The 20862-nt window shown below is 73.1% G+C and carries 19 protein-coding genes and 1 pseudogene; 10 read left to right on the plus strand and 10 right to left on the minus strand.

The genetic code is table 11. The annotated features are described in order from the left end of the window. Positions 1-70: 70 nt before the first annotated feature. The 3 genes from AB0O11_RS29450 to AB0O11_RS29460 form a co-directional block, all read right to left on the minus strand. Complete coding sequence (locus AB0O11_RS29450; RefSeq protein WP_350526312.1) at positions 71-154, minus strand: putative leader peptide; 84 nt, start codon at positions 152-154, stop codon at positions 71-73. A gap of 79 nt (positions 155-233) precedes the next feature. Next, complete coding sequence (locus AB0O11_RS29455) at positions 234-728, minus strand: hypothetical protein (RefSeq protein WP_224281170.1); 495 nt, start codon at positions 726-728, stop codon at positions 234-236. A 740-nt stretch (positions 729-1468) separates the two neighbouring features. After that, positions 1469-1681: a DUF397 domain-containing protein gene (locus AB0O11_RS29460; RefSeq protein WP_181970881.1), complete on the minus strand. Its 213-nt coding sequence runs from the start codon at positions 1679-1681 to the stop codon at positions 1469-1471. Positions 1682-2075: 394 nt separating this feature from the next. Here AB0O11_RS29460 and AB0O11_RS29465 point away from each other — a divergent pair, with 394 nt between their 5' ends. Beyond that, entirely contained in the window at positions 2076-2615 is a 540-nt protein-coding gene (locus AB0O11_RS29465) for a PTS fructose transporter subunit IIA (RefSeq protein WP_363392944.1), read from the plus strand. A 68-nt stretch (positions 2616-2683) separates the two neighbouring features. Here AB0O11_RS29465 and AB0O11_RS29470 read toward each other — a convergent pair whose 3' ends face one another. From AB0O11_RS29470 to AB0O11_RS29480, 3 genes are all read right to left on the minus strand, one after another. Then, a complete protein-coding gene (locus AB0O11_RS29470) occupies positions 2684-3172 on the minus strand; it encodes an NUDIX domain-containing protein (RefSeq protein ID WP_363392947.1) in 489 nt (162 codons plus the stop codon). Between the two features lie 22 nt (positions 3173-3194). Continuing rightward, positions 3195-3749: a sugar transferase gene (locus AB0O11_RS29475; RefSeq protein WP_363392949.1), complete on the minus strand. Its 555-nt coding sequence runs from the start codon at positions 3747-3749 to the stop codon at positions 3195-3197. Between the two features lie 280 nt (positions 3750-4029). Further along, positions 4030-4302 (minus strand): hypothetical protein, encoded by a 273-nt coding sequence (locus AB0O11_RS29480; protein WP_363392952.1) that lies wholly within the window; start codon positions 4300-4302, stop codon positions 4030-4032. 402 nt (positions 4303-4704) lie between these two features. On the opposite strand from AB0O11_RS29480, the gene AB0O11_RS29485 reads away from it, so the two are divergent. Then, a complete protein-coding gene (locus AB0O11_RS29485) occupies positions 4705-5832 on the plus strand; it encodes a polysaccharide deacetylase family protein (protein ID WP_363392955.1) in 1128 nt (375 codons plus the stop codon). A 610-nt stretch (positions 5833-6442) separates the two neighbouring features. Here the strand turns inward: AB0O11_RS29485 and AB0O11_RS29490 are convergent. Continuing rightward, positions 6443-7213: an aspartate/glutamate racemase family protein gene (locus AB0O11_RS29490; RefSeq protein ID WP_363392958.1), complete on the minus strand. Its 771-nt coding sequence runs from the start codon at positions 7211-7213 to the stop codon at positions 6443-6445. A gap of 57 nt (positions 7214-7270) precedes the next feature. Here AB0O11_RS29490 and AB0O11_RS29495 point away from each other — a divergent pair, with 57 nt between their 5' ends. Further along, a complete protein-coding gene (locus AB0O11_RS29495; protein WP_363392961.1) occupies positions 7271-8419 on the plus strand; it encodes a glycosyltransferase in 1149 nt (382 codons plus the stop codon). A 43-nt stretch (positions 8420-8462) separates the two neighbouring features. Next, on the plus strand, positions 8463-9209 hold the full coding sequence (locus AB0O11_RS29500; protein WP_363392964.1) for a class I SAM-dependent methyltransferase: 747 nt from the start codon (positions 8463-8465) through the stop codon (positions 9207-9209). Positions 9210-9334: 125 nt separating this feature from the next. On the opposite strand, the gene AB0O11_RS29505 is transcribed toward AB0O11_RS29500, so the two are convergent. Both AB0O11_RS29505 and AB0O11_RS29510 read right to left on the minus strand, forming a co-directional pair. Then, the gene (locus AB0O11_RS29505; protein WP_363392967.1) at positions 9335-10015 is read right to left on the minus strand and encodes a thiol:disulfide interchange protein DsbA/DsbL; all 681 of its coding nucleotides are present in this window, start codon (positions 10013-10015) and stop codon (positions 9335-9337) included. Positions 10016-10143: 128 nt separating this feature from the next. After that, on the minus strand, positions 10144-11382 hold the full coding sequence (locus AB0O11_RS29510) for a glycosyltransferase family 4 protein (protein WP_363392970.1): 1239 nt from the start codon (positions 11380-11382) through the stop codon (positions 10144-10146). Positions 11383-11825: 443 nt separating this feature from the next. On the opposite strand from AB0O11_RS29510, the gene mscL reads away from it, so the two are divergent. From mscL to AB0O11_RS29540, 6 genes and pseudogenes are all read left to right on the plus strand, one after another. Further along, entirely contained in the window at positions 11826-12272 is a 447-nt protein-coding gene (gene mscL / locus AB0O11_RS29515; protein WP_363392973.1) for a large conductance mechanosensitive channel protein MscL, read from the plus strand. A gap of 384 nt (positions 12273-12656) precedes the next feature. Further along, positions 12657-13037: pseudogene (locus AB0O11_RS29520) on the plus strand (DUF6643 family protein); the annotation flags it as partial. A 565-nt stretch (positions 13038-13602) separates the two neighbouring features. Further along, positions 13603-14478 (plus strand): MOSC N-terminal beta barrel domain-containing protein, encoded by an 876-nt coding sequence (locus tag AB0O11_RS29525; RefSeq protein WP_363392976.1) that lies wholly within the window; start codon positions 13603-13605, stop codon positions 14476-14478. Between the two features lie 133 nt (positions 14479-14611). Further along, a complete protein-coding gene (locus AB0O11_RS29530; RefSeq protein ID WP_363393030.1) occupies positions 14612-16321 on the plus strand; it encodes a transposase in 1710 nt (569 codons plus the stop codon). Between the two features lie 398 nt (positions 16322-16719). After that, the gene (locus AB0O11_RS29535) at positions 16720-19221 is read left to right on the plus strand and encodes a right-handed parallel beta-helix repeat-containing protein (protein ID WP_363392979.1); all 2502 of its coding nucleotides are present in this window, start codon (positions 16720-16722) and stop codon (positions 19219-19221) included. 48 nt (positions 19222-19269) lie between these two features. After that, complete coding sequence (locus AB0O11_RS29540) at positions 19270-19578, plus strand: DUF6191 domain-containing protein (RefSeq protein WP_363392982.1); 309 nt, start codon at positions 19270-19272, stop codon at positions 19576-19578. Positions 19579-19721: 143 nt separating this feature from the next. Here AB0O11_RS29540 and AB0O11_RS29545 read toward each other — a convergent pair whose 3' ends face one another. Continuing rightward, positions 19722-20840, minus strand: a complete 1119-nt coding sequence (locus AB0O11_RS29545; RefSeq protein ID WP_363392985.1) for a PLP-dependent cysteine synthase family protein — start codon at positions 20838-20840, stop codon at positions 19722-19724. Positions 20841-20862: the final 22 nt, after the last annotated feature.

Below are 20862 nucleotides of genomic sequence, written 5' to 3' on the forward strand. Positions count from 1 at the left end.
GGCCCGCCCCCTGGTGTCGGCGCCGACCGGGCACCCGGCCGACCGCCCGCCGCCGGGGGACGAATCCCCCTCAGCGGCCCGGACACGCCGCGCTGGCGGTGCGCCGCAGGTCGAGATGCCTGCGACGGGTCAGCAGCGGAAGACGGCACGGCATGTTCGCGACTGTACGAATCGTTGATCGAACCCGTCAAGCAGCGTCCGGCCACCGGGCGGAGCCGGTCACCCCGCCGGGATCAGCCCTGCTGGAACATGTCCGCCGGAAGCGGCTTCAGCAGCTGATACAGGTCGTCCGAAATCGGTCGGTCCCAGGACGCGATGGTGACCAGGACGCCGTCGCTGCGGCCGAACTGGGCGCAGAACACACGCTCCTCGCTGACCTTGACCTTCTTCACGATCAGCAGGTCGTCCCCGAGCATCACCGGGAAGTCCTCCGCCGAGACGAACTCGACCGGCTCGTCGTTCTCCAGCGCGGCGAGCAGCTGCCGCACCTCGAAGGGCACGCTGTCGCCGGTCTCCCGGGCGGGCGAACCCTCGGGGAGGTTGCCGATGAACATCGCCGGGCCTCTGCCGCCGAACAGGTCGTAGCGCAGGAAAATCCCCTGGCAGGAGCCGTCCGGGCCGGTCATCATGGCCGCACCGAAGTCACCGGGCCAGTCGCCCGGGTCCATCGCGAGCACGTCGAAGTCCGGGCCGGCGGGCTGTCCGGTGCGACGGCGGAGAAAAGACATGGGAACATCGTACGTGTCCGGCACACCGCGCTCGCGAGGTGGGTGGGGCGCCGCCGGGGGACGAGCGGGAGATCGACGCTCAGAGACCAATGTTGACTCTGAGCAACCGTCCGGGCTACGTTCGGTTCAGCACGACAGCCGTTCTGGGTTTCACCCTCCGGGGGGACGGCATGTCGCAACGCGGCCCTACACGCGTTTCCCTCACTGTGCACTTGTCGTGCCGAACTGCCGAGCACCCAGCTTCGTCGTCGCACACAGCACAAACACACAAGCCAACAGTTCCATGCATCACAAGCCAGATCCGCGGGGCCCCGGCCCGTCGCTCCCGTGGATCTGCTCGGGACACCGCCGCGTGGGGGCGTGCGGGTCCCGAGCATCGGTGCCGTCGTCCGAGTCGCTCTCGGCTTCGGCGCCAGCCTCCCGGCGACTGCCGGCCCCTCGCGGGGCCGGGACCGGCCGACGCACCCCGGTGCGCAGGGGATGACTGGGAGGATGGCCTGGCAGTACTGCCGGGCCGCACAGCAGGCGCCGTGTCTGGCCGCGTGGGGGCGGTGGGCACGGCGTCTGCCCGTGCTCATACTCTGAGCTGCGTTTGTCTAACAGTCAACAGAAATTCTGACGGGGCACGCTCAATGGATCATCACTTGTGATGTTCGGACCCGAAAGATCGTCTGCGGAGCGGACCCCGTCGATCGGGGCCCGCTCCGTGATGTGCGGCCCGGCAAGCCTCGGCTCGGGCCTCAGGTGAGGTCGAACTCGCCGTCCCGGGCGCCGAGCACGAAGGCCCGCCACTCGCCCGGCGTGAAGACCAGGACCGGCCCGTCCTCCTGGCGGCCGTCCCGCATCCCGATGTAGCCGTCCACGAAGGCGATCTGCACGTCCCCGACGCCCTGGCTGCTGCACAGCCACTCTGCTCCGGTGAAGTCCACCCTGGGCTTCCCGTTCGGCGCCAGCGCCGGCTGTGCCCCGCCGACCTCCGCGTCCGTCCCGCTGTTGGATCCCACTGACCGATCTCCTCCCGACGGCATTCCGGGGCCAGCCTAGCCACACCGCCCGGCCCCGGTCAGCGGGTTGACGAGGACTCCTCCAGGTGGGGACGGACACCGCCGGAGGAAGGGTTGAGGCGTGTCCCGACCGGCGGGGGCGGCGGGCAGCTGCCAGAGTGCTGCCAGGACGCCTCCCCGGTGCCTCCCCGGCCCGGAAGGACCGGAAGGACGAGCCCGCCGGCCGTCCGGGAGCCCTCGGCGGCCCCGCGCGGACCGGGCCGCCGCGCTGCTCGACTGCTCCGCTCCGCCCGACCGCTTTGCCCGAACGATCCACCCACCGATCCGCTCAAGGGAGCAGCCGATGAGCCGCCGGGACGGCACCCGCGCCGACGTCATCCCCATCTCCGACGCACCCTCGGCCCACCCCCCAGCGCCCCGTACGCCTCCCTCGCCCACCTCGTTTCCCCGGCCGACGCCCGCCCGGCCCGCCACGCACGGGCGGGTCGGGATCGTCCTGGTCTCGCACAGCCAGGAACTGGCCACCGCCGCACGTTCCCTCGCGCTCGCGTTGACCGGATCCGACTCCCCCGCGCCGGTCGCGGCGACCGGCGGCGACCCGTCGGACGGACCGGGCATCAGCGCCGTCCTGGTGGCCGCCGCGACCCGCCAGGTGGACCAGGGCCACGGCGTGGTGGTGCTCGCCGACCTGGGCGGGGCGGTCACCACCGTCCGCACCCTGCTGTCCGACGCGGACGAGCACGGGCTGCCGTTCCCGGTCCGGTTCGCCAACGCCCCGTTCGTCGAGGGCGCGGTGGCCGCCACCGCGACCGCCACGGCGGGCGGGGACCTGGCCGCGGTGCTGGACGCGGCGGAGGAGGCCTACCGGCAGCACAAGGGCTGACCCCGCTCGAACGGGGCCCTGGGGAGCCCGGGGGCCCGCAGCCGGCGCGGTGGGCGCGGTGGGCGGGCTCAGGGGCGCTCCTTGCCCTCCCAGGTGAAGACCGCCGGGCCCTCGCACTCCAGCGCGTGGCGCAGCCGCTCGTGCTCGCTCTCGATCATCGGCGGCAACTCGTCCAGCCCGAACCAGCCGACCTCCAGCGACTCGTCGTCGTTCACCCGCGCCTCGCCGCCGACCGCGCGGCAGCGGAAGGTCAGCACCAGGTACTGCGTCACATCGCCGTTCGGGTACGTGACCTGCGGCGAGACCGTGACGGAGGCGAGCAGCTCGGGCACGACCACCACCCCGGTCTCCTCCTCGCACTCGCGCACCACGCCGTCGGCGGGCTGCTCGCCGGGGTCGAGAATGCCTCCGACCGGCGCCCATCGGCCGTCGTCGGCCCGGCGGGCGAGCAGCACCCGGTCGTGGTCGTCCAGCACGACGGCGACGACGGCGCTCAGCCAGAGCGGACGGGTGCCCACGACGGCGCGGAGTTCGGCGAGGAAGGGGGGAATGGCCATGGCCCGCAGCCTATCGGGGCGGCTACGGGCCGACCTGGCGCGTCCGGCCGGTGTCGGGGCGCAGCAGGTCGGGGCGCAGCAGGGCGAGCACGGTGAGCCCGAGGATGTGCAGGTCGAGCCCGAGCGAGCGGTGCTCGACGTACCAGAGGTCGAGCTCGGCCCACTCGGGACGGCTGAGCGGGCGGGACGTCCGGCCGCGGCTCAGGGCGTGCAGCTGGGCCCAGCCGGTGAGGCCCGGCCGCACCGCGAGCCGGCCGCGCTCACGGCGGGAGTAGCGCACCACCTGGTCGGGGCTGGCCGGCCGGGGTCCGATCACCCCCATCTCGCCGCGCGCCACGTTCCACAGGCGTGGCAGCTCGTCCAGGCCGGTGCGGCGCAGCAGGGCGGTGAGCCGGCCGTCGCCGCCGGCCCGGAAGCGCAGGACCTGGAACTCGCGGCCGTGCCGGCCGGTCCGGGTCTTCCGCTGGAGGACCGGGCCGCCGGTGGTGCAGCGGAGCAGCGCGGCGATCAGTAGGGCCAGGGGCAGTGCGACGATCGCGGCCAGGACGGCGACGGCGAGGTCGCCACCGCGTCTCATGAGGTGGCCACGGCACGATCCGGTCTGCCGCCCATCGCTCCCCCTCCGCGGCGCTTCGAGCCGGAAGAACGCATTCACAGTAGAGGCGGGATGGAACCCTCGTCCGGGAATGGTGAAAGAAGGGGACCCAAGATTGTCCGACTGGACGATATTCAGTCGGTCTGACCAATTTCGCTCGATCTGCCGTTTCGGAATGCCGAGAGCGATCGGCGTAACGGGTGGGGGCATCGTCCGGACGAAACCCGCCGACCGTACGGCCGGCGCGCCGGCCGGGGAGCCGTCAGAGCGCGGCGCGGCGCCGGTCGCGGATCACGCCGAAGGCGATCCGGCCGAGCAGCAGGACGCCCGCTGCCAGACAGCCGGCCACCGCCATCGCCCAGGCCGGCCCGTCACTGTCCGGAACGAACACGGCCACGACGATGCCGAGCGCCAGGCAGGCCACGCCCACCGCCGCCAGCGGGAGCTGGTGGGTGACCAGGGCTCCGCCGCTGCACGCACGGGCCATCCGGGAGGCCCCGTGAAGGTCGAGGGGGTCACGGTCCGCATCTGCCATGAGCCCAAGGTACCCCGGGGCGGCGCCGGCGGCACCTGCGGGGAGTGAAGACGGGAACACCCTGCGCAACCGGCGGATCCGGCTGGTCAGGGGCTCCCCGACGCCGCCCCGAAGTGTGTCCGAGACGTCCGCGCGGGCATTCCGGCTCCACAATCAGTCCACGAAAAATCCTCGTCCCCCCGGTACAACCATCCGACCGGTGCAGCGGTCTCAATGGCATTGAGTGATCCAGGAGCCGTTCGAGGGGCGGGTGTGAACCCCCCACCGAGAACAGGAATATCCAGGGACGGAGCCTCCGCCCCTGGAGTCGGAGGCCGGGCTCCGTCCTCCGGCGGTACCGCCACGCCGCTCGGCGAACGAGGGGGAACCGTGCCGCAGTCCCAGTCCAGTACATCGACCTCCATGGCCCGCGCCCGGCCGGCACCCGGTGTGCGCGCCCTGCCTCCGCCCGTCGGATGTGCTGCGGACCGGCACGACACCGGCCGGCCCACCGACCGCCTGCACGGCGAGCATCTGCACAACGAGCTTCTTCACGGCGAGCGCCGGCACGGCGAGCACCGCCAGGGCACGCACCGGGACGGCGGGGGCCGTCACCGGGCGGCCGTCGATACGGAACAGCAGGACGCTCGGGGCGAATGGCTGCGGTTCGCCCCCGTCCAGCCGCTGTTCCGGGCCCTGGCCGCCCAGCGGCTCGCCGTGCTCGCGTACCACGGGGTGACCGACCACCGCTCCTTCGGCGCCCAGCTCGACCGGCTCCAGCGGCTCGCCACACCCGTCTCGCTCGACGCGGTCCTCCAAGCCGTGACCGAGCGGCGGCCGCTGCCGCCCCGGAGCGTCCTGGTCACCTTCGACGACGCCGACCGGAGCGTGCTCACCCACGCCCTGCCGGCCCTCGACGCCCGGGGCATTCCGGCCACCGCGTTCGTCATCTCGGAGCTCATCGGCACCGAGCGGCCGTTCTGGTGGCACGAGGCCGACTTCCTCGCCCGGCACGGGGGCCGGGCCCGCTCACTCGACTGCGGACACCCGTCCCAGTTGCTCCGACGGCTCAAGGCCATGCCGGACCCGGACCGCCGGCGCAGCCTGCACGAGCTCCGGGTCAGCGCCGACCGCCGGCCGCCCCGGCAGGAGCAGCTGACCCCGGGCGACCTCCTCGCCCTGCGGGGCGGGGGCGTCGCCATCGGCAACCACACCCAGGGGCACCCATGCCTCGGGCGTTGCGACGACGACACCGTGCGCTCAGAGATCACCGGCGCCCACGAAGCCCTCACCCGGTGGCTGGGCGAACCACCGATCGCCTTCGCCTACCCGGACGGCGGCCACGACGTCCGCGCTGAAACCGTCCTGCAGGAGCTCGGCTACCGTCTCGGCTTCCTCTCCGACCACCGCCTGGGCCCCCGACTCCCCTCCCATCCCCTCCAGATCAGCCGCCTCCAGGTCGACTCCACCACCAGCACCCGCCGCTTCGACACCATCCTCTCCGGCCTCGAACCGGCCTACCGCCGCTGGCGCCGCCAGGCCGTCGCGTAGCGCGGGCGGCGCCTCCGCGGTTGCGTGGAAAGTCGGCTGGACCGACTTCCCACGCAACCGCGTGGCGCCTGTCAGACTCCTGCGCACGTGGATTCCCCCTTGACGCCCCTCGCTCGCACAGACCTGCCGGCCGATTTCCCGCGCCGGCCGGACAGGGCCCGAAAGCGACCGGCCATCGAGCCGGCCCCGCACCAGAAGTCGGTGTGGTCGACTTCTGGTGCGCCGTAATCAAGCCAGGAGGTACGGCCGGCAAATCTCCAGCCCATCGCCACCGTATGAGAAGTCGATCAGGTCGACTTCTCGTACGCTCGGCCGAAGCTCTACGGGCGCCAGGAATGCCGGACCAACACCCATAGCCTTCTCGAACGAAAAGTCGAATCCACCGAGTTCCAGCAAACTCTACACGAGTAGATACGCCTCTTGGCAACGCCGCTCGACGCGAGAAGTCGGCCGGGCCGACTTCCTGTGCTGGCGTGGCAGGGCCAGTCGGGCGGCCAGCAGCTTTCGGGGGGCGGGCTCCGCAGAGATGGCGCCGGGGGCGGTGCTGGAAGTCGGCCGAGCCGACCTCCAGCACGTTGCCGGAAGGTCGATCTGTCGACTTCTGCCCGTGTCAGCCGATGAGGGTGGCGAGGATGCTGCCCTGGGGGTAGAGGGCTGCGGTCGGGGGGAGGTCGGCGGGGGCGCCGGCGTGGAGGACGGTCAGGGTGCCGGTGCCGGTCCGGGTGGGGTCGGCGACGCGGCGCAGGGCCTGGGCGGCGACGGCGTCGGCGGAGCCGTACAGGGTGAGCGCCGGGGAGGCGGTCGGAGCGACGGCGGCGCGGATGCGGTCTTCGACGAGTTCGTAGTGGGTGCAGCCGAGCACGACGACGTCGGTGCCGGCCGGTGTCCGGGCGGCGGCGTCGGCGATGGCGGCCGTGATGGCCTCGTCGTCGCCGTGCTCGACCGCGTCCGCGAGGCCCGGGCAGGCGACCTCGGTGACGTCCGCCGAACCCCCGAAATCGTGGATCAGCCCGCGCTGGTAGGCGCTGCCGGTGGTGGCCGGGGTGGCCCAGATGGCGACCCGGCCGCCCTGCGCTGCGGCGGGCTTGATCGCCGGGACGGTGCCGATCACCGGCAGCCCGGGCTCCAGCTCGGCCCGCAGGGTGGCGAGCGCGTGCACGGAGGCGGTGTTGCAGGCGATCACCAGCGCGTCGGGTTCGAGCGCGGCGGCGGCCCGGCAGCAGCCGAGGGCCAGCTCGGTGACCTCTTCCGGCGTACGGGGCCCCCACGGCATCGAAACCGGGTTGGAGGAGAGCACCAGATCCACGTCCGGGCGCAGCTTCCGAAGAGCGGCAGCGGCGGCCAGCAGGCCGATTCCGGAGTCCATCAGTGCGATCTTCACGGGTCAAGACTTTAGTCGATCCGCCCGCCCGGCCCGGTTCTGCGGCAGACTGCCGGGGTGACCGTCCTGCTGTGGATCGCCGCGTTCTCCCTGCTGGTCTGGCTCTGGCTGGCGTGCTGCCACGGCTCGTTCTGGCGCACCGACGTGCGGCTGCCGCCGCGTCGTCCGCCGGTCCGCTGGCCGCAGGCGGCGATCGTGGTGCCGGCCCGGGACGAGGCCTCGGTGCTCCCGGTGAGCCTGCCGACGCTGCTCGCGCAGAAGTACCCGGGGCGGGCCCGGGTGATCCTGGTGGACGACCACAGTTCGGACGGCACCGGCACGCTGGCGGCGGAGCTGCGGACGATCGACGGGCTGGAGCTGACCGTCACCACCCCTCCCCCGTTGCCGCCGGGCTGGACCGGCAAGCTGTGGGCGCTGCGGCACGGCGTGGCGCTGGCCGGGCCGGACGTCGAGTACCTGCTGCTGACGGACGCCGACATCGCGCACGGCCCGGACTCGCTGGCCGAGCTGGTGGCCGCCGCCGAGAGCAACGGGCTGGACCTGGTGTCACAGATGGCCCGCCTACGGGTGGAGACCGGCTGGGAGCGGCTGATCGTGCCGGCCTTCGTGTACTTCTTCGCCCAGCTGTACCCGTTCCGCCGGAGCAACCGCCCGGGTACCCGGACGGCGGCCGCGGCCGGCGGCTGCTCGCTGGTGCGGCGCGAGGCGCTGGAGCGGGCGGGCGGGGTGGCGGCGATCCGCGGTGCGGTGATCGACGACGTGTCGCTGGCCCGGGCGGTGAAGTCCACCGGCGGCCGGACCTGGCTGGGCCTGGCCGGCGACGTGGACAGCGTGCGCCCGTACCCACGGCTGGAGCAGCTGTGGCGGATGGTGTCGCGCAGCGCGTACGCCCAGCTCAGGCACTCGCCGCTGCTGCTGTCCGGGACGGTGCTGGGGCTGGGGCTGGTGTACCTGGTCCCGCCGTTGGCGACGGTGGCCGGGCTGGCGGCAGGGGTGCCGGCGGTGGCGGCCGCGGGCGGGGCGGCGTGGGCGCTGATGGCGGGCACGTACCTGCCGATGGTCCGGTACTACGGGCAGCCGGCCGCGGCCGTGCTGCTGCTGCCGTTCACCGCGGGGCTGTACCTGCTGATGACGGTGGACTCGGCGGTGCAGCACTGGCGCGGCCGGGGCGCGGCGTGGAAGGGACGCACCTACTCCCGGGCCTGAGAAACCCCCTGCACGGCGGTCCGCCCCGATCCATACTGCTCGGATGGACCGTCAGCAGATCTCCCGCCTCGCCCATGCCCACCACCCGATCGCGGCCCCCCTGGCGGACGAGTCGGTGGCCCGGCTGCTGGACCGCGCCACCGCCGGGACGGAACGGGGCCGGGCCCTTGACCTCGGTTGCGGTGAGGGCGCCTGGCTGCTCCGGACGCTGGCTGCCCGCCCGGACTGGCAGGCGGTGGGCGTGGACCTGGACGCGGCGGCGCTGACCCGGGCCCGGGAGACCGCGACCGCACTCGGCGTGGTCCGCCGGATCGGCCTGCACCACCTGGACGCACGGGACTTCACCGCGAAGGAGCCCTTCGAGCTGGTGCTGTGCGTCGGCGCCACCCACGCCTTCGACGGTCTGCTGCCGACGCTCGCCGCTGCCCGGGAACTGCTGGCCCCCGGCGGCCGGTTGCTGGTCGGCGAGGGGTTCTGGCAGCGCGAGCCGTCGCAGGCGGCGCTGGACGGGCTGGGTGCGGTCCGGGAGGACTTCGCGGATCTGGCGACGACCACCGACCGGGTCCTCGCGGACGGCTGGACACCGGTGTTCGGGCACGTCAGCACCGAACAGGAGTGGGACGACTACGAGTTCTCCTGGACGGGCTCGCCGGCCGAGTGGGTGCTGGACCACCCGGACCACCCGGACGCGGCAGCCGCCCGGGAGGCCGCGGACCGGCACCGCACCGCGTGGCTGCACGGCTACCGCGGGACGCTCGGCTTCGTCACGTACCTGCTGCGCCGCGACTGAAGCGCCTGAAGCAGCCGCAGTGGAAGAAACGGCTGGAATGGCTGGAACGGCCAAGCCACCTGCCGGGCAGGGCACATGAGCGAGTTGGTTGATCCGCTGTCACCGCGCGGGCCGGGAGCGCAGGCTCAGCGGCTGTGTTCCCGCTCCTGCTGCACCAGGCGGTCGAGCACCTCGGGCATCGCCTCGACCCCACCGGCCCGGGTCGGCGAGGTGCGGTACTCACCCTGGATCACGACCGTCGGCAGCTCGTTGATGCCGTAGCGGGTGAAGGCGGCGGCGGCCTCGTCGACCGACTGGTTCACCACGGCGGAACGGTACGTCCGGCCGAACGCCTGGCCGTCGACGCCCTGGCGCACGGCCCAGTCGGTGGCGGTGGCCTCGGTGGTGACGTCGAGCCGCTCGTCGTGCACGGCCCGGAAGGCGCCGGCCTGGAGGCGGTCGACCAGGCCGAGCTGCTCCAGCGTGTAGTACAGCCGGGCGTGGGCACGCTGCACGGCCTCGTCCCGACTGCCGGGCCAGACGGCCGGGACGCGGCGCAGCGCGACATCGGCGCGGTGCTTCTCCGCCCAGGCCTGCAGTGGCTGTTCGAGCGCCTGGGAGTGGACACAGTCGTACCAGAAGAACTCGACTGCCTCGGTCAGGGCGCTCTCGCGCACCGGTTGCGGGTGGTCGAGCTTGACGAACTGGACGCCCCCGGAGGTGACTTGGTGGGTCGTCGCACCGGCCTGGACGGGGGACGCGGAGATCCCGACGGCGACGGCGACGGCGAGCAGGACGGTGGACCGCAGCAGCGACTTCGAGTTCACACCGGGCAGTGTGCTGGTGGCGGCCCGTTACCGGCCGGTTGCTCAGGCCCGGGCCGTACCGGATTCGCCCGGACGGCGCAGCCGGGCCTCGCCGTGGACGGAGCCGACCCCCGACGGGGTCGATGCGGTCAGCGGGCGCCCTCCGCGCCCGCCGTCCAGACCTCCGCGACCAGTTGCTGCCAGGCGTCCACGACGGCACCCAGTTCGAAGTGCTCCAGCGCGTGCGCCCGGGCCGCCGCACCGAGGCCCGCCCGGTTGACCGCGAGCACCTTGCCCAGTGCCTCGGCGAGGGCGAGCGGGTCCCCCGGGGCGACCAGCGCACCGGTCGCACCGTCCCGGACCACCTCGCGCACCCAGCCGACGTCGGTGGCCACCGCGGGCACCCCGGCCAGTGCCGCCTCGATCAGCGCACCGGGCACCCCCTCGCTGTCGCTGGTCAGCAGCAGTGCGTCGGCGGCGCGGTAGAGCGGGACCGGGTCGGGCAGCGGGCCGAGGAAATGGGCGCGGGCGGCGGCCGGGTGGCGGGCCAGCGTCTCGCGCAGTGGCCCGTCCCCGGCGACGGCGAGCCGGACGTCGGGTAGCCGGTCGAGCACGTCGAGGGCGAGGTCGAGCCGCTTCTCCGGAGCTATCGCCCCGATCCAGGCAACCAGCAGCACGTCGGCCGGAAGGCCCAGCGCGTGCCGCGCCGCGCGCCGGTCGTCCCGGCCGTCGGCGGGCGGATAGCTCTCGGCCGCGCGGGAGTTGGGGATCACGTGCACCTTGCCCTCGGGCAGCCGGAACTGCGCCTCCAGGACGTCGCGCGCCTCGTCGGTGAGAGTGGTGACGGCGGCCGCGCGGTGCATCAGCGCGCCGCCGCGCACCCGGCGCAGCCGGTTGGCGGTCCAGTAGCGCGGGTGGCCGACCGAGACGTAGACGAAGGGCGTACCGGTCCCGGCCAGGGCGAGGGCGCAGGCGGCCAGGGTGTCCGAGCCGTGTGCGAGCACCACGTCGGCGGAGCGCGCGGCAGAGCGCAACGCCCGCAGCGTGCTCGGGTGCAGCCGCCCGGGGCCCAGCACGGCGGCGGAGCGCAGCCCGGAGACGGCGGAGCAACCGGCGGCGCCCCGACCCACGGACTCGGAGTCGGAGTCGGAGTCGGCGCCCGCGGACTCGGCGCCCGGGCCTGCGGAATCCGGTCCGGCCTCGGCGGGCCCGGAGTGGACGGCCGGATGCGGGGAGAGGGCGCACAGCGCGGAGGGCTGCCCCCGGCGGTTCAGTTCCCGGTGGAGGTCACGGGCGAAGTTCTGTGCGCCGCCACGGCGTGAGTCGCTGATCAGATGCAGGACACGCGGACGGTTTCCGGCCGGATCGGCCGACAAATGGTCGGGCATGGACCGACCTTGGCACAGTGCTCCGCCCGGTACATCCCCTTCGCGCAACCTGATGGTGGCCCATCCGCCCGCACTTGTACACCCGTTGTGCTCCACAGGGCCGCCGTCGTGCGCCGGATACGACCTCCGTGCGCCCCGTCTCGCCCCCTGCCGCGCTCCGGTCCACCCCGTCGCGCCGGGTCGGCGCCGCCCCGGATCGGCTCCTGCCGGTGTCAGATGCGACGTCACACCGTCGAGTCACACGGGCTGTTCGACCGCCGGAAGGCCGGTATGCGGAGCGCCCCGCCCCGACGGGCCGGTGGACTCCGGGACCTGCAGCGGTTACCCGGTTCGGGTGAACGCGGTTGGACCTGGGCCCGGGCTGCTCGGCAGGATGTCCAGCCGGGGCGGCACCCGCCGTGCCGCCCCACCTCCCCTTCCCCGTACGGATTTGGAGTCACCCGGTGTTCAAGGGATTCCGCAGCTTCCTGCTGCGCGGAAACGTGGTGGACCTCGCGGTCGGCATCGTGATCGGCGCGGCCTTCACCTCCGTCGTCACCGGGTTCGTCAGCGCCTTCCTCACCCCGCTGGTCGGCGTCGCGTCCGGTGCCGTCGGCGACTTCACCCAGAAGACCTTCGAGGTGGCCGGCACCCGGTTCCCGTACGGCGTCTTCGTCAACGCGGTCATCGGCTTCGTGCTGACCGCCGCCGTCATCTACTTCGCCGTGGTGCTGCCGGTCGGCAAGCTCCAGGACCGCTTCCAATCGGCCAAGCCCGAGCCGGCCGCGAAGATCGACTGCCCGGAGTGCCTGAGCTCCATCCCGGCCGCCGCGACCCGGTGCTCCTTCTGCACCTCCGAGGTCCGCAGGCCGGGCGTGCCCGCTCAGGCCCAGGCGCTCCAGTCGCACTGATCGCCGGCCCCGGGCCGACAGTGCAGGTCGCGGGCCTGAAACGAACGCCCGAGGAGCTGACGGGAACTTTATTCCCGAAACATTCACGAGCGCCCGCCGCCCCCTCGGCAGGAGCTCGAATGCGCCCGCGCACGCCCATCCGGAAAAAGTTTCCCCGCAGGGCCCCCAACCGGCCACCGGCCGTTCGCCACAAGGTCTTCCGGAGGCTCCGTCCGACCGCTGTTCGGTCACTGACGGGGCGCCAGGACTGTCCGGAACCAGACGCCGGTATGTCCGGCTTTCCCACTTTCGAAACCTTTGTGCGAGCGAAGACTGTGTAAACACTCGAACTGCTCCCCCTCCCGCTCTCCTCAGCAGGCGCGTTGTGGGCTTACCGTATGCCCCATGACCTCGCCCCGCTCCTACGACGGAGTCGGCTACCCCTCTCCGTCCTTCTCCTCCGGCACGCCGATCTACGACAGCCTCGTGGCTGAGCGCGGCGTCCCCCAGATCGCGCCCATCAACGTGCCGGCCGCCCTGCCGCCGGCGCTGTCGTCCGGTTACGGATCCGGCCTCGGCCCGTCCCACGAGAACCGCTACGGCAACGGGTACGAGAGTGCCGGCAGCAACCTCCCCGCGCTGCCGCCCGCCCGCCTCGCCCTGGGCCCCGGCCCGAGCAGCGCTCCCTCCGCCGGCCCCGCCACGGCGTACATCCCCGCGCAGCCCGCGCCGGCGTACGCCTCCCCCCAGCCGCCGGTCCCCGGCTACGGCGCCCCCCAGCCGTACCAGCGACCGCAGCCCAGTGCCCCGGCCTTCGCCCAGACCTCCGGCGGCGGCTACCAGCCGACCGGCGGCCAGAGCTTCGGCGGCCAGAACACCTTCATCGGCGCCCAGGGCGGCCCCCAGACCTTCGGCGCGCAGCCGGCCGGCGGCCCGGGCGGTTTCGGCCAGGGCCAGCCCGCCGGTCCGCAGAGCCTCGGCGGCCAGCAGTCCTTCGGCGGCCCGACCGCCGGCGGCCCCGGCTTCCAGAGCCAGGGCGGCGACCAGTCCTTCGGTGGCGCCCAGCTGCGCCCGGCCATGGCGCCGGTCCGCCCGATGCAGCCTCAGCGCCCGGGCCCGTACGGCGAGCCCGGCCAGTTCCAGGGCGGCTACCAGCCGCAGGGCCAGGGCTACTGAACCACTGACACCCCGCAGCCCCCACGCGGCCCGCACCCGCACCACCTGAGCACCACCCGGCGCCCCCCGTACGCCGGGCGAACGGAGAAACGGGTCATCCACGGACCGCTCGGAACGCCCCCCACGGCGTCCGGGCGGTCCGTGCGCGTACGGGGCCGGCTGGCAGGATGGGGGAATGCAGCTCACCGGACTCCACGTCTACCCCGTCAAGTCGATGTACCGCCTGAGCCCGGACACCGCCGCGGTCCAACCCTGGGGCCTGGCCGGAGACCGCCGCTGGATGCTCGCCGACGTGACCGGACGCTTCGTCAGCCAGCGCGAGAACCCGGCCCTCGGACAGATCCGGGCCGGACTGCTGCCCGACGGCGTCCTCACCCTGACCGCCCCCGACGGCTCCCGGATCGAGGTCCCCGCCCCCGCCGTCACGGCCGGCGACCCGCGCGCCGACGTCGAGGTCTGGGGCACCCGCTTCCGCGCCGCGGAGGCCGCCAAGGAGGCGCACCAGTGGATCGCCGAGCACCTCGGCGACTACCGCCTGGTGCACCTGGACGACCCGCACGCCCGGCCGGTCGACCCCGAGTACGGCGAGCCCGACGACATCGTCTCGATGGCCGACGGCTTCCCGCTGCTGCTCACCACCACCGCCTCGCTCGACCGGCTCAACGAGCTGATCACCGCCGAGGACCCGGACGGCCACGAGACCCTGCCGATGGAGCGCTTCCGCCCGAACGTGGTGGTCGGCGGCGCCGAGCCGTGGGCCGAGGACACCTGGCGCCGGATACGGATCGGCTCGGTCACCTTCAAGGTGGTCAAGCCCTGCGGCCGCTGCGTGGTCACCACCATCGACCAGGAGAGCGGCGAGCGGCGCGGCAAGGAGCCGCTGCGCACCCTGGCCCGGCACCACCGGCTGCTGCGCAAGGCCGCGTTCGGGCAGAACCTGATTCCCGAACGGCCGGCCGGCGTCGAGGGCGACGCGCTCGGCACGCTGCGACTGGGCGACGAGGTCGAGGTGCTGGAGGGCGGGGCGCACTGGCCCGCCGACGGGCACTGAGCGTTTGAGCGGGAAGCGGACCCTGTTGCCCATTTGGCCGATCTTGGGTTTCGGGGGTGGGTTGGGTGTCAGGCTGTTGGTGCGGCCGGTCGTCTTCCGTTCCCCGGTCGTGGGGGTAGGAGCGGTCATGTCGATGGAGCCGCAGCCATGGCCGGAGCCGGCGCCCGAGGTTGTGCGGGCTGTGCGGGCGAAGAACTACGGTCGTAAGGTCCCGTTGCCGGTGGCGGTGCGTGACCGGCTCGGAGAGCTGTTTCCGGACGCGGAGTATGCGCAGGCGTTCGGGAGGACTGGGCCGGCGGGCTGGTCACCGGGGCGTCTCGCGCTGGTGACGGTGTTCCAGCTCGCCGAGGACCTGACGGACCGGCAGGCCGCTGACGCGGTCCGGGACCGGCTGTCGTGGATGTACGCGCTGGGTCTGGACCTGGCCGACACCGGGTTCGACCACACCGTGCTCACCCAGTTCCGCGACCGGGTGCTCGCGCACGGCCTGGAGGAGAAGGTCCTGGACCTGCTGCTGGCCCGCCTCAAAGACCTGGGACTACTCAAGGACGGCGGCAAGCAGCGCACCGACTCGACCCATGTGATCAGCGCGGTGCGGGACCTGAACCGGCTTGAGCTGGCAGGGGAGAGCGTGCGGGCCGCCGTTCAGGCCCTGTCGGCGGCGGCCCCCGACTGGGTCGCGGCCGTGCTGGACATTCCGGGCTGGTCCTGCCGCTACGACACCCGCATCGACTCCTTCCGCATGCCGTCCTCGCAGGTCAAGCGTGACCAGCTGGCGATCACGTACGCCCGGGACGGGTACGCGCTGGTCCGCGCGGTCTACGACCCGCGTTCACCGTCCTGGCTGCGCGAACTGCCATCGGTGCAGGTCCTGCGGATGGTGCTGGTGCAGAACTACCAGCTCGGCACCGATTCCCGGGGCCGGGAGACGGTGACCCGGCGCCGCCGGTCCGAGGAGGGCGGGGAGGGCCTGCCACCCGGCCACAGGCGCATCGCCTCCCCCTACGACCTCGACACCCGCTGGTCGGTGAAGGGCGAACTGCTCTGGAACGGGTTCAAGCTGCACGTCACCGAGAGCTGCACCGACGTGGCCGAGGACAAGCGGGCCGTCCCGAACCTGATCACAGACGTGGCCACCACCGCGTCCACCGTTCCCGACGTGAACGCGCTCGCCGACATCCACGCACGCGAGGACCGGCGCGGGCTGCTGCCGGCCGCGCACTACCTCGACTCCGGCTATGCCAGCGCCGAGGCCATCCGCACCGCGCTCACCGACCACGCGGTCGCGCTGATCACACCCGCCCTGCTAAACCAGTCCCGCCAGGCCCGCGAACAGCTCGGCTTCGCCGCCGAGAACTTCACCATCGACTGGAAGCACCAGCAGGTCACCTGCCCGCTCGGGCAGACCAGCACCACCTGGAGCCCGTGCACCCAGCACGGCAGACCCGCCACCGTGGTCAAGTTCTCCAAGCGCACCTGCAGCCCCTGCCCTGAGCGCCCCCAGTGCACCACCGACAAGCGCGGCTACCGGCAGCTATCCCTCCAGGCCAAGGCCATGACCGAGACCCTGCACACCCGCCGGGCCGAGCAGGCCGGACGCGACTGGCAAGCCGACTACGCCCTGCGCTGCGGCGTCGAGGGCACCATCCGCCAGGCCGTCGCCACAACCGGCGCCCGCCGAGCCCGCTATCGCGGCCTGGACAAGACCCGCCTCGAACACATCACCGGCGCCTGCGCGCTCAACCTCCACCGCCTTGACGCCTGGTGGAACGACCGCGCCCTCGACCGCTCCCACACAAGCCACCTCGCCCGCCTCGAGATCAAACTCGCCACGAAAACCTGACCACCCAAATGGGCAACAGGGTCGAAGCGCCGGGCACCTTCTCCGGGAGGGCGAGCCGCACCTGGTTCGGCTCCTGCCGGAGGGCCCGCCGACCGCCCGTACCGACCGCCCGCCGCCGACCTACCGCGCCGGACGGGCGGGCGCACAGGCCCACCGACCGGCGCTGGGCGCACGCGGCGCTGTGGAACCGACGCGTCCCGGACGGAACCACCGCTGTGCGCGCTCGTTGAAACAAGTGGTCGGAACCTGTGGCGGCGCTGAACGCTACCGGTGTCCGCGCGACCGCGGGCGGCCGGACCACCCACGTGGGCGCGCTACGGTGGGCGGGCGGCCCGCGCACCCACGCGCGTTCGGCCCGTTGATCGCCGGCTCGACGAAGGTGGGGACGACAGACCGTCATGGCTGAGCACAGGGTCCGGGTCACCCAGGACAGCGCATCCCGCTGGCGTCGCCGCGCGGGCGAGTACGACACGCTCACAGAGGCCCTGGCGGCCGCCGAACCGGGCGACACCGTGACCGTCCGGCCGGGCACCTTCCGGGAGAACGTGCTGCTGGACAAGCCGGTGACGATCGTCCCGGCCCAGGGCCCGGGAACGGTCCGGATCGACCCGCCCTCCGGGGTGGCGCTCACCGTGACCGCCGCCGCAACGGTGCGCGACCTGGTGGTCGAGGGCGGCGACAGCTCCACCCCGGCCGTCCTGGTCACCGGGCCGGAGGCGGCACCCGCCTTCAGCGGTTGCCGGATCGAGACCCGCTCGGCCACCGGGATCGAGGTCACCGACGGCGCCCGGCCGACCCTGCGCGGCTGTGTGGTCACCAACCCGGGCGGGCTCGGGCTGCGGCTGCGCGGCGCGGACACCGCCGCCGCCTTCGAGGACTGCGAGGTCGCCGCCGCAGGCCAGGCCGGACTGGCTGTCCTCGGCGGCGCCACCGCGGCCCTGGACCGCTGCCGTGTCCACCACGCCTCCGGCGCCGGCGTCCTGCTCTCCGACCCCGGCAGCGCGGCCGAGCTGACCGGCTGCGAGATCTACGAGATCCGCGGCAGCGGCGTGCAGGCCGAGGCCCAGGCGGGCGGGCGGCTGGTCGACTGCGAGATCCACCGCGTCACCGGCAACGGTCTGACCCTGGACGGCGAGGCCGAGCTGGTGCTCACCGGCTGCCGGGTGCACGACCTGCCCGAGAACGGCGCCGACCTGCGCGGACGCGCCCGGCTGAGCCTCGCGAACACCACTGTCCGGGACTTCGGGCGCGGGGCGCTGTCGGTCTGGGACCAGGGCACCGAGGCCGTCGCCGAGTCCTGCCAGATCCACGGCTCGACCGGCGAGTACCCGGCGCTGTGGGTCAGCGACGGCGCCCGGCTGACCCTCACCGACTGCTCGCTGCACGACCTTCCGGACGCCCTGTTCGTCCTCGACCGGGACTCCGCCGCCACCGCCGAGGGCTGCTCGTTCAGCCGGATCCGCAGTTCGGCGGTCTCGGTCAGCGGCGGGGCCACCGTCTCCCTGGCCTCCTGCCGGGTGCAGGAGGCGGGCACCGGACTCTGGTTCCGCGATCACGGCAGCAGCGGACTGCTCACCGACTGCGAGATCTCCGACGTGGCCACCGGCGTGATCGTCACCAAGGGCGCCGACCCGGTGCTGCGCGACTGCACCGTACGGGCCAGCACGGACGCCGCGGTGTACGTCTCGGCACAGGGGCGAGGCACCTTCGAGGACTGCCGGGTCTCGCAGGGCAAGGGCTTCGGCTTCCACATCATCGACGGCTGCCGGACCCAGCTCATCCGGTGCCGGGCGGAACACAACCAGCGGGCCGGTTTCGAGTTCTCCGAGCCGGGTCCGGTCACCGAGGGGTGCACCTCGGACGACGTCGGGGCCGCTCCGGTGCCGGCCGCTCCCGCCGCCCCCGGTGGCGGGGTGGGGCCTGCGCCCGGGTCGGGGCCCGTGTCCGGACGCGGCCCCGGGCTGGGGCCGCCGTTCGGCTCCACCGACGTACCGGCACCGCGGACGGCCCAACTGAGCGCCGCTGCCCAGGCCTTGGCACCGTCCGCGGCCGCTTCGGCGGCGATCGCGCCGATCCCGGACTGCCGGCCGGCCGAGGAGGCGCTCGCCGAGCTGGACTCGCTGGTCGGGCTGGCCACGGTGAAGCAGGAGGTGCGCACGCTGATCGACCTGATCTCGGTCGGCCGGCGCCGCCGCCAGGCCGGGCTCAAGGCGCCTTCGCTGCGCCGGCACCTGGTCTTCACCGGCGCACCGGGCACCGGCAAGACCACCGTCGCCCGGCTCTACGGCGAGATCCTCGCCTCGCTCGGGGTGCTCCAGCGCGGACACCTGGTCGAGGTGGCCCGGGTGGACCTGGTCGGCGAGCACATCGGTTCCACCGCGATCCGCACCGCGGCCGCCTTCGACCGGGCGCGTGGCGGGGTGCTCTTCATCGACGAGGCGTACGCGCTCGCGCCCGAGGACGGGGCACGGGACTTCGGGCGCGAGGCGATCGACACCCTGGTCAAGCTGATGGAGGACCACCGGGACGAGGTGGTCGTCATCGTGGCGGGCTACACCGCCGAGATGGAGCGCTTCCTCTCCGCCAACCCCGGTGTCTCGTCCCGCTTCTCACGCACCATCGGCTTCCCCGACTACACGGCGGACGAGCTGCTGGAGATCGCCCGGGCGCAGTGCGCCGAACACGAGTACGCGCTCTCCGACGAGACGGAGAAGGCGCTGCTGGAGCACTTCGGCGGGCTGGAGCGCGGCCCCAACTTCGGTAACGGGCGCACCGCGCGGCAGGTCTTCGAGACCATGGTCGAGCGGCACGCGGTACGGGTCGCCCACCTCGCGGACCCGTCCACGGAGGAGCTCCAGCTGCTCGTCCCGGGAGACCTGCCGGCGGCGCCGCTGCCGTAGGCCGAGTGGCAGGGGAACTCGCCTGCTGCGCCGGCCCGTTGGGCGGGCATGGGTGTACTGCTGACGGGCGCGGCGGGCGGGTTGCTGCTGCCGGCCGGACTGGTCGTGGTGTTCTTCCTCGGCGCGGTGGCGCGGCGGCTGCGCGCCCGGCCGACGGCAGGGCCGGGCACGGGGCGCGGCGCGGGTGCGACCGCGACGGAGGAGCTGCACGCGCTGCTCTACCCGAGCAAGCGGGTGCAGCTGGAGCAACGGCGGGTCGAGCTGGTGCTGCGGGACGACGAGCACGATGGTGCGCCGAAGCGTACGGGGATCGACCTCGCGGCCGGGCGGGCGGTGATCCGGCGAGGTGGCGGCTGACGGCTGGCAGTTGACGGCTGACGGGTGGCAGCTGACGGCGAAGAGATGACGACGAACAGCCGACAGATAACAGAGTCTGAAATCTGTTATCTGTCGGCTGTTATCTGTCGGTTGTCGGCTGCCCCCGACAGACTCCGACCCGGTCAGCCTGTCCAGGCACCGCCGGCCAGGAAGGACTCCAGCGCCGTCCGGTAGGGCGCGATGTCGATCCGCTCGCCCGCCAGCCAGTCGTCCGAGTAGTACTTGTCCAGGTAGCGGTCCCCCGGGTCGCAGATCAGGCCGACCACGCTGCCCGTCCGTCCTGCCTCCCGCATCTCGGCAACGATCCGCAGCGCACTCCAGAGGCCCGTCCCGGTGGAGGCGCCCGCCTTCTTGCCGAGCACCTGCTCCAGCACCCGCACGGCGGCGATCGACGCGGCGTCCGGCACCTTCATCATCCGGTCGATCGCCCCCGGGACGAAGCTCGGCTCCATCCGCGGCCGTCCGATGCCCTCGATCCGCGAGCCGCTCTCGCAGACGGCGTCCGGGTCGTGGCGCACCCAGCCGTCGAAGAAGCAGGAGTTCTCCGGGTCCGCGACGCAGATCCGGGTGTCGTGCTGCATGTAGTGCACGTACCGGCCGATGGTCGCCGAGGTGCCGCCGGTGCCGGCGGTGGCCACGATCCAGGCAGGCTCGGGGTGCGGCTCCAGGCGCAGCTGGGCGAAGACCGACTCGGCGATGTTGTTGTTGCCGCGCCAGTCGGTGGCCCGCTCGGCGTAGGTGAACTGGTCCATGTAGTGCCCGCCGGTCTCCTCGGCGAGCCGGGCGGAGGCCTCGTACACCTCGTCCGAACGATCGACCAGGTGACACTCGCCGCCGTGGAACTGGATCAGGTCGATCTTGGCCTGGCTGGTGCTCTTGGCCATCACGGCGATGAACGGCACGCCGATGAGCTGGGCGAAGTACGCCTCGGAGACGGCCGTGGAGCCGCTGGAGGCCTCGATCACCGGCTTGCCGGGCCGGATCCAGCCGTTGCAGAGCCCGTAGAGGAAGAGCGAGCGGGCCAGGCGGTGCTTGAGCGAGCCGGTCGGGTGGGTGGACTCGTCCTTGAGGTAGAGGTCGATCCCCCACTCCGCGGGCAGCGGAAAGCGCAGCAGGTGGGTGTCGGCGGACCGGTTGGCGTCGGCCTGGACCTTGCGCACCGCTTCCTTGAGCCAGGCGCGGTACTCGGGGTCCGAGCGGTCGACGTCGACGGTCGGCTCGGTGCCGGGCTGGGTGCTCATTGGTCGCTGTCTCCCTCGTGGT

The sequence above is a fragment of the Kitasatospora sp. NPDC093102 genome, from assembly GCF_040683915.1.
GTDB lineage: Bacteria > Actinomycetota > Actinomycetes > Streptomycetales > Streptomycetaceae > Kitasatospora.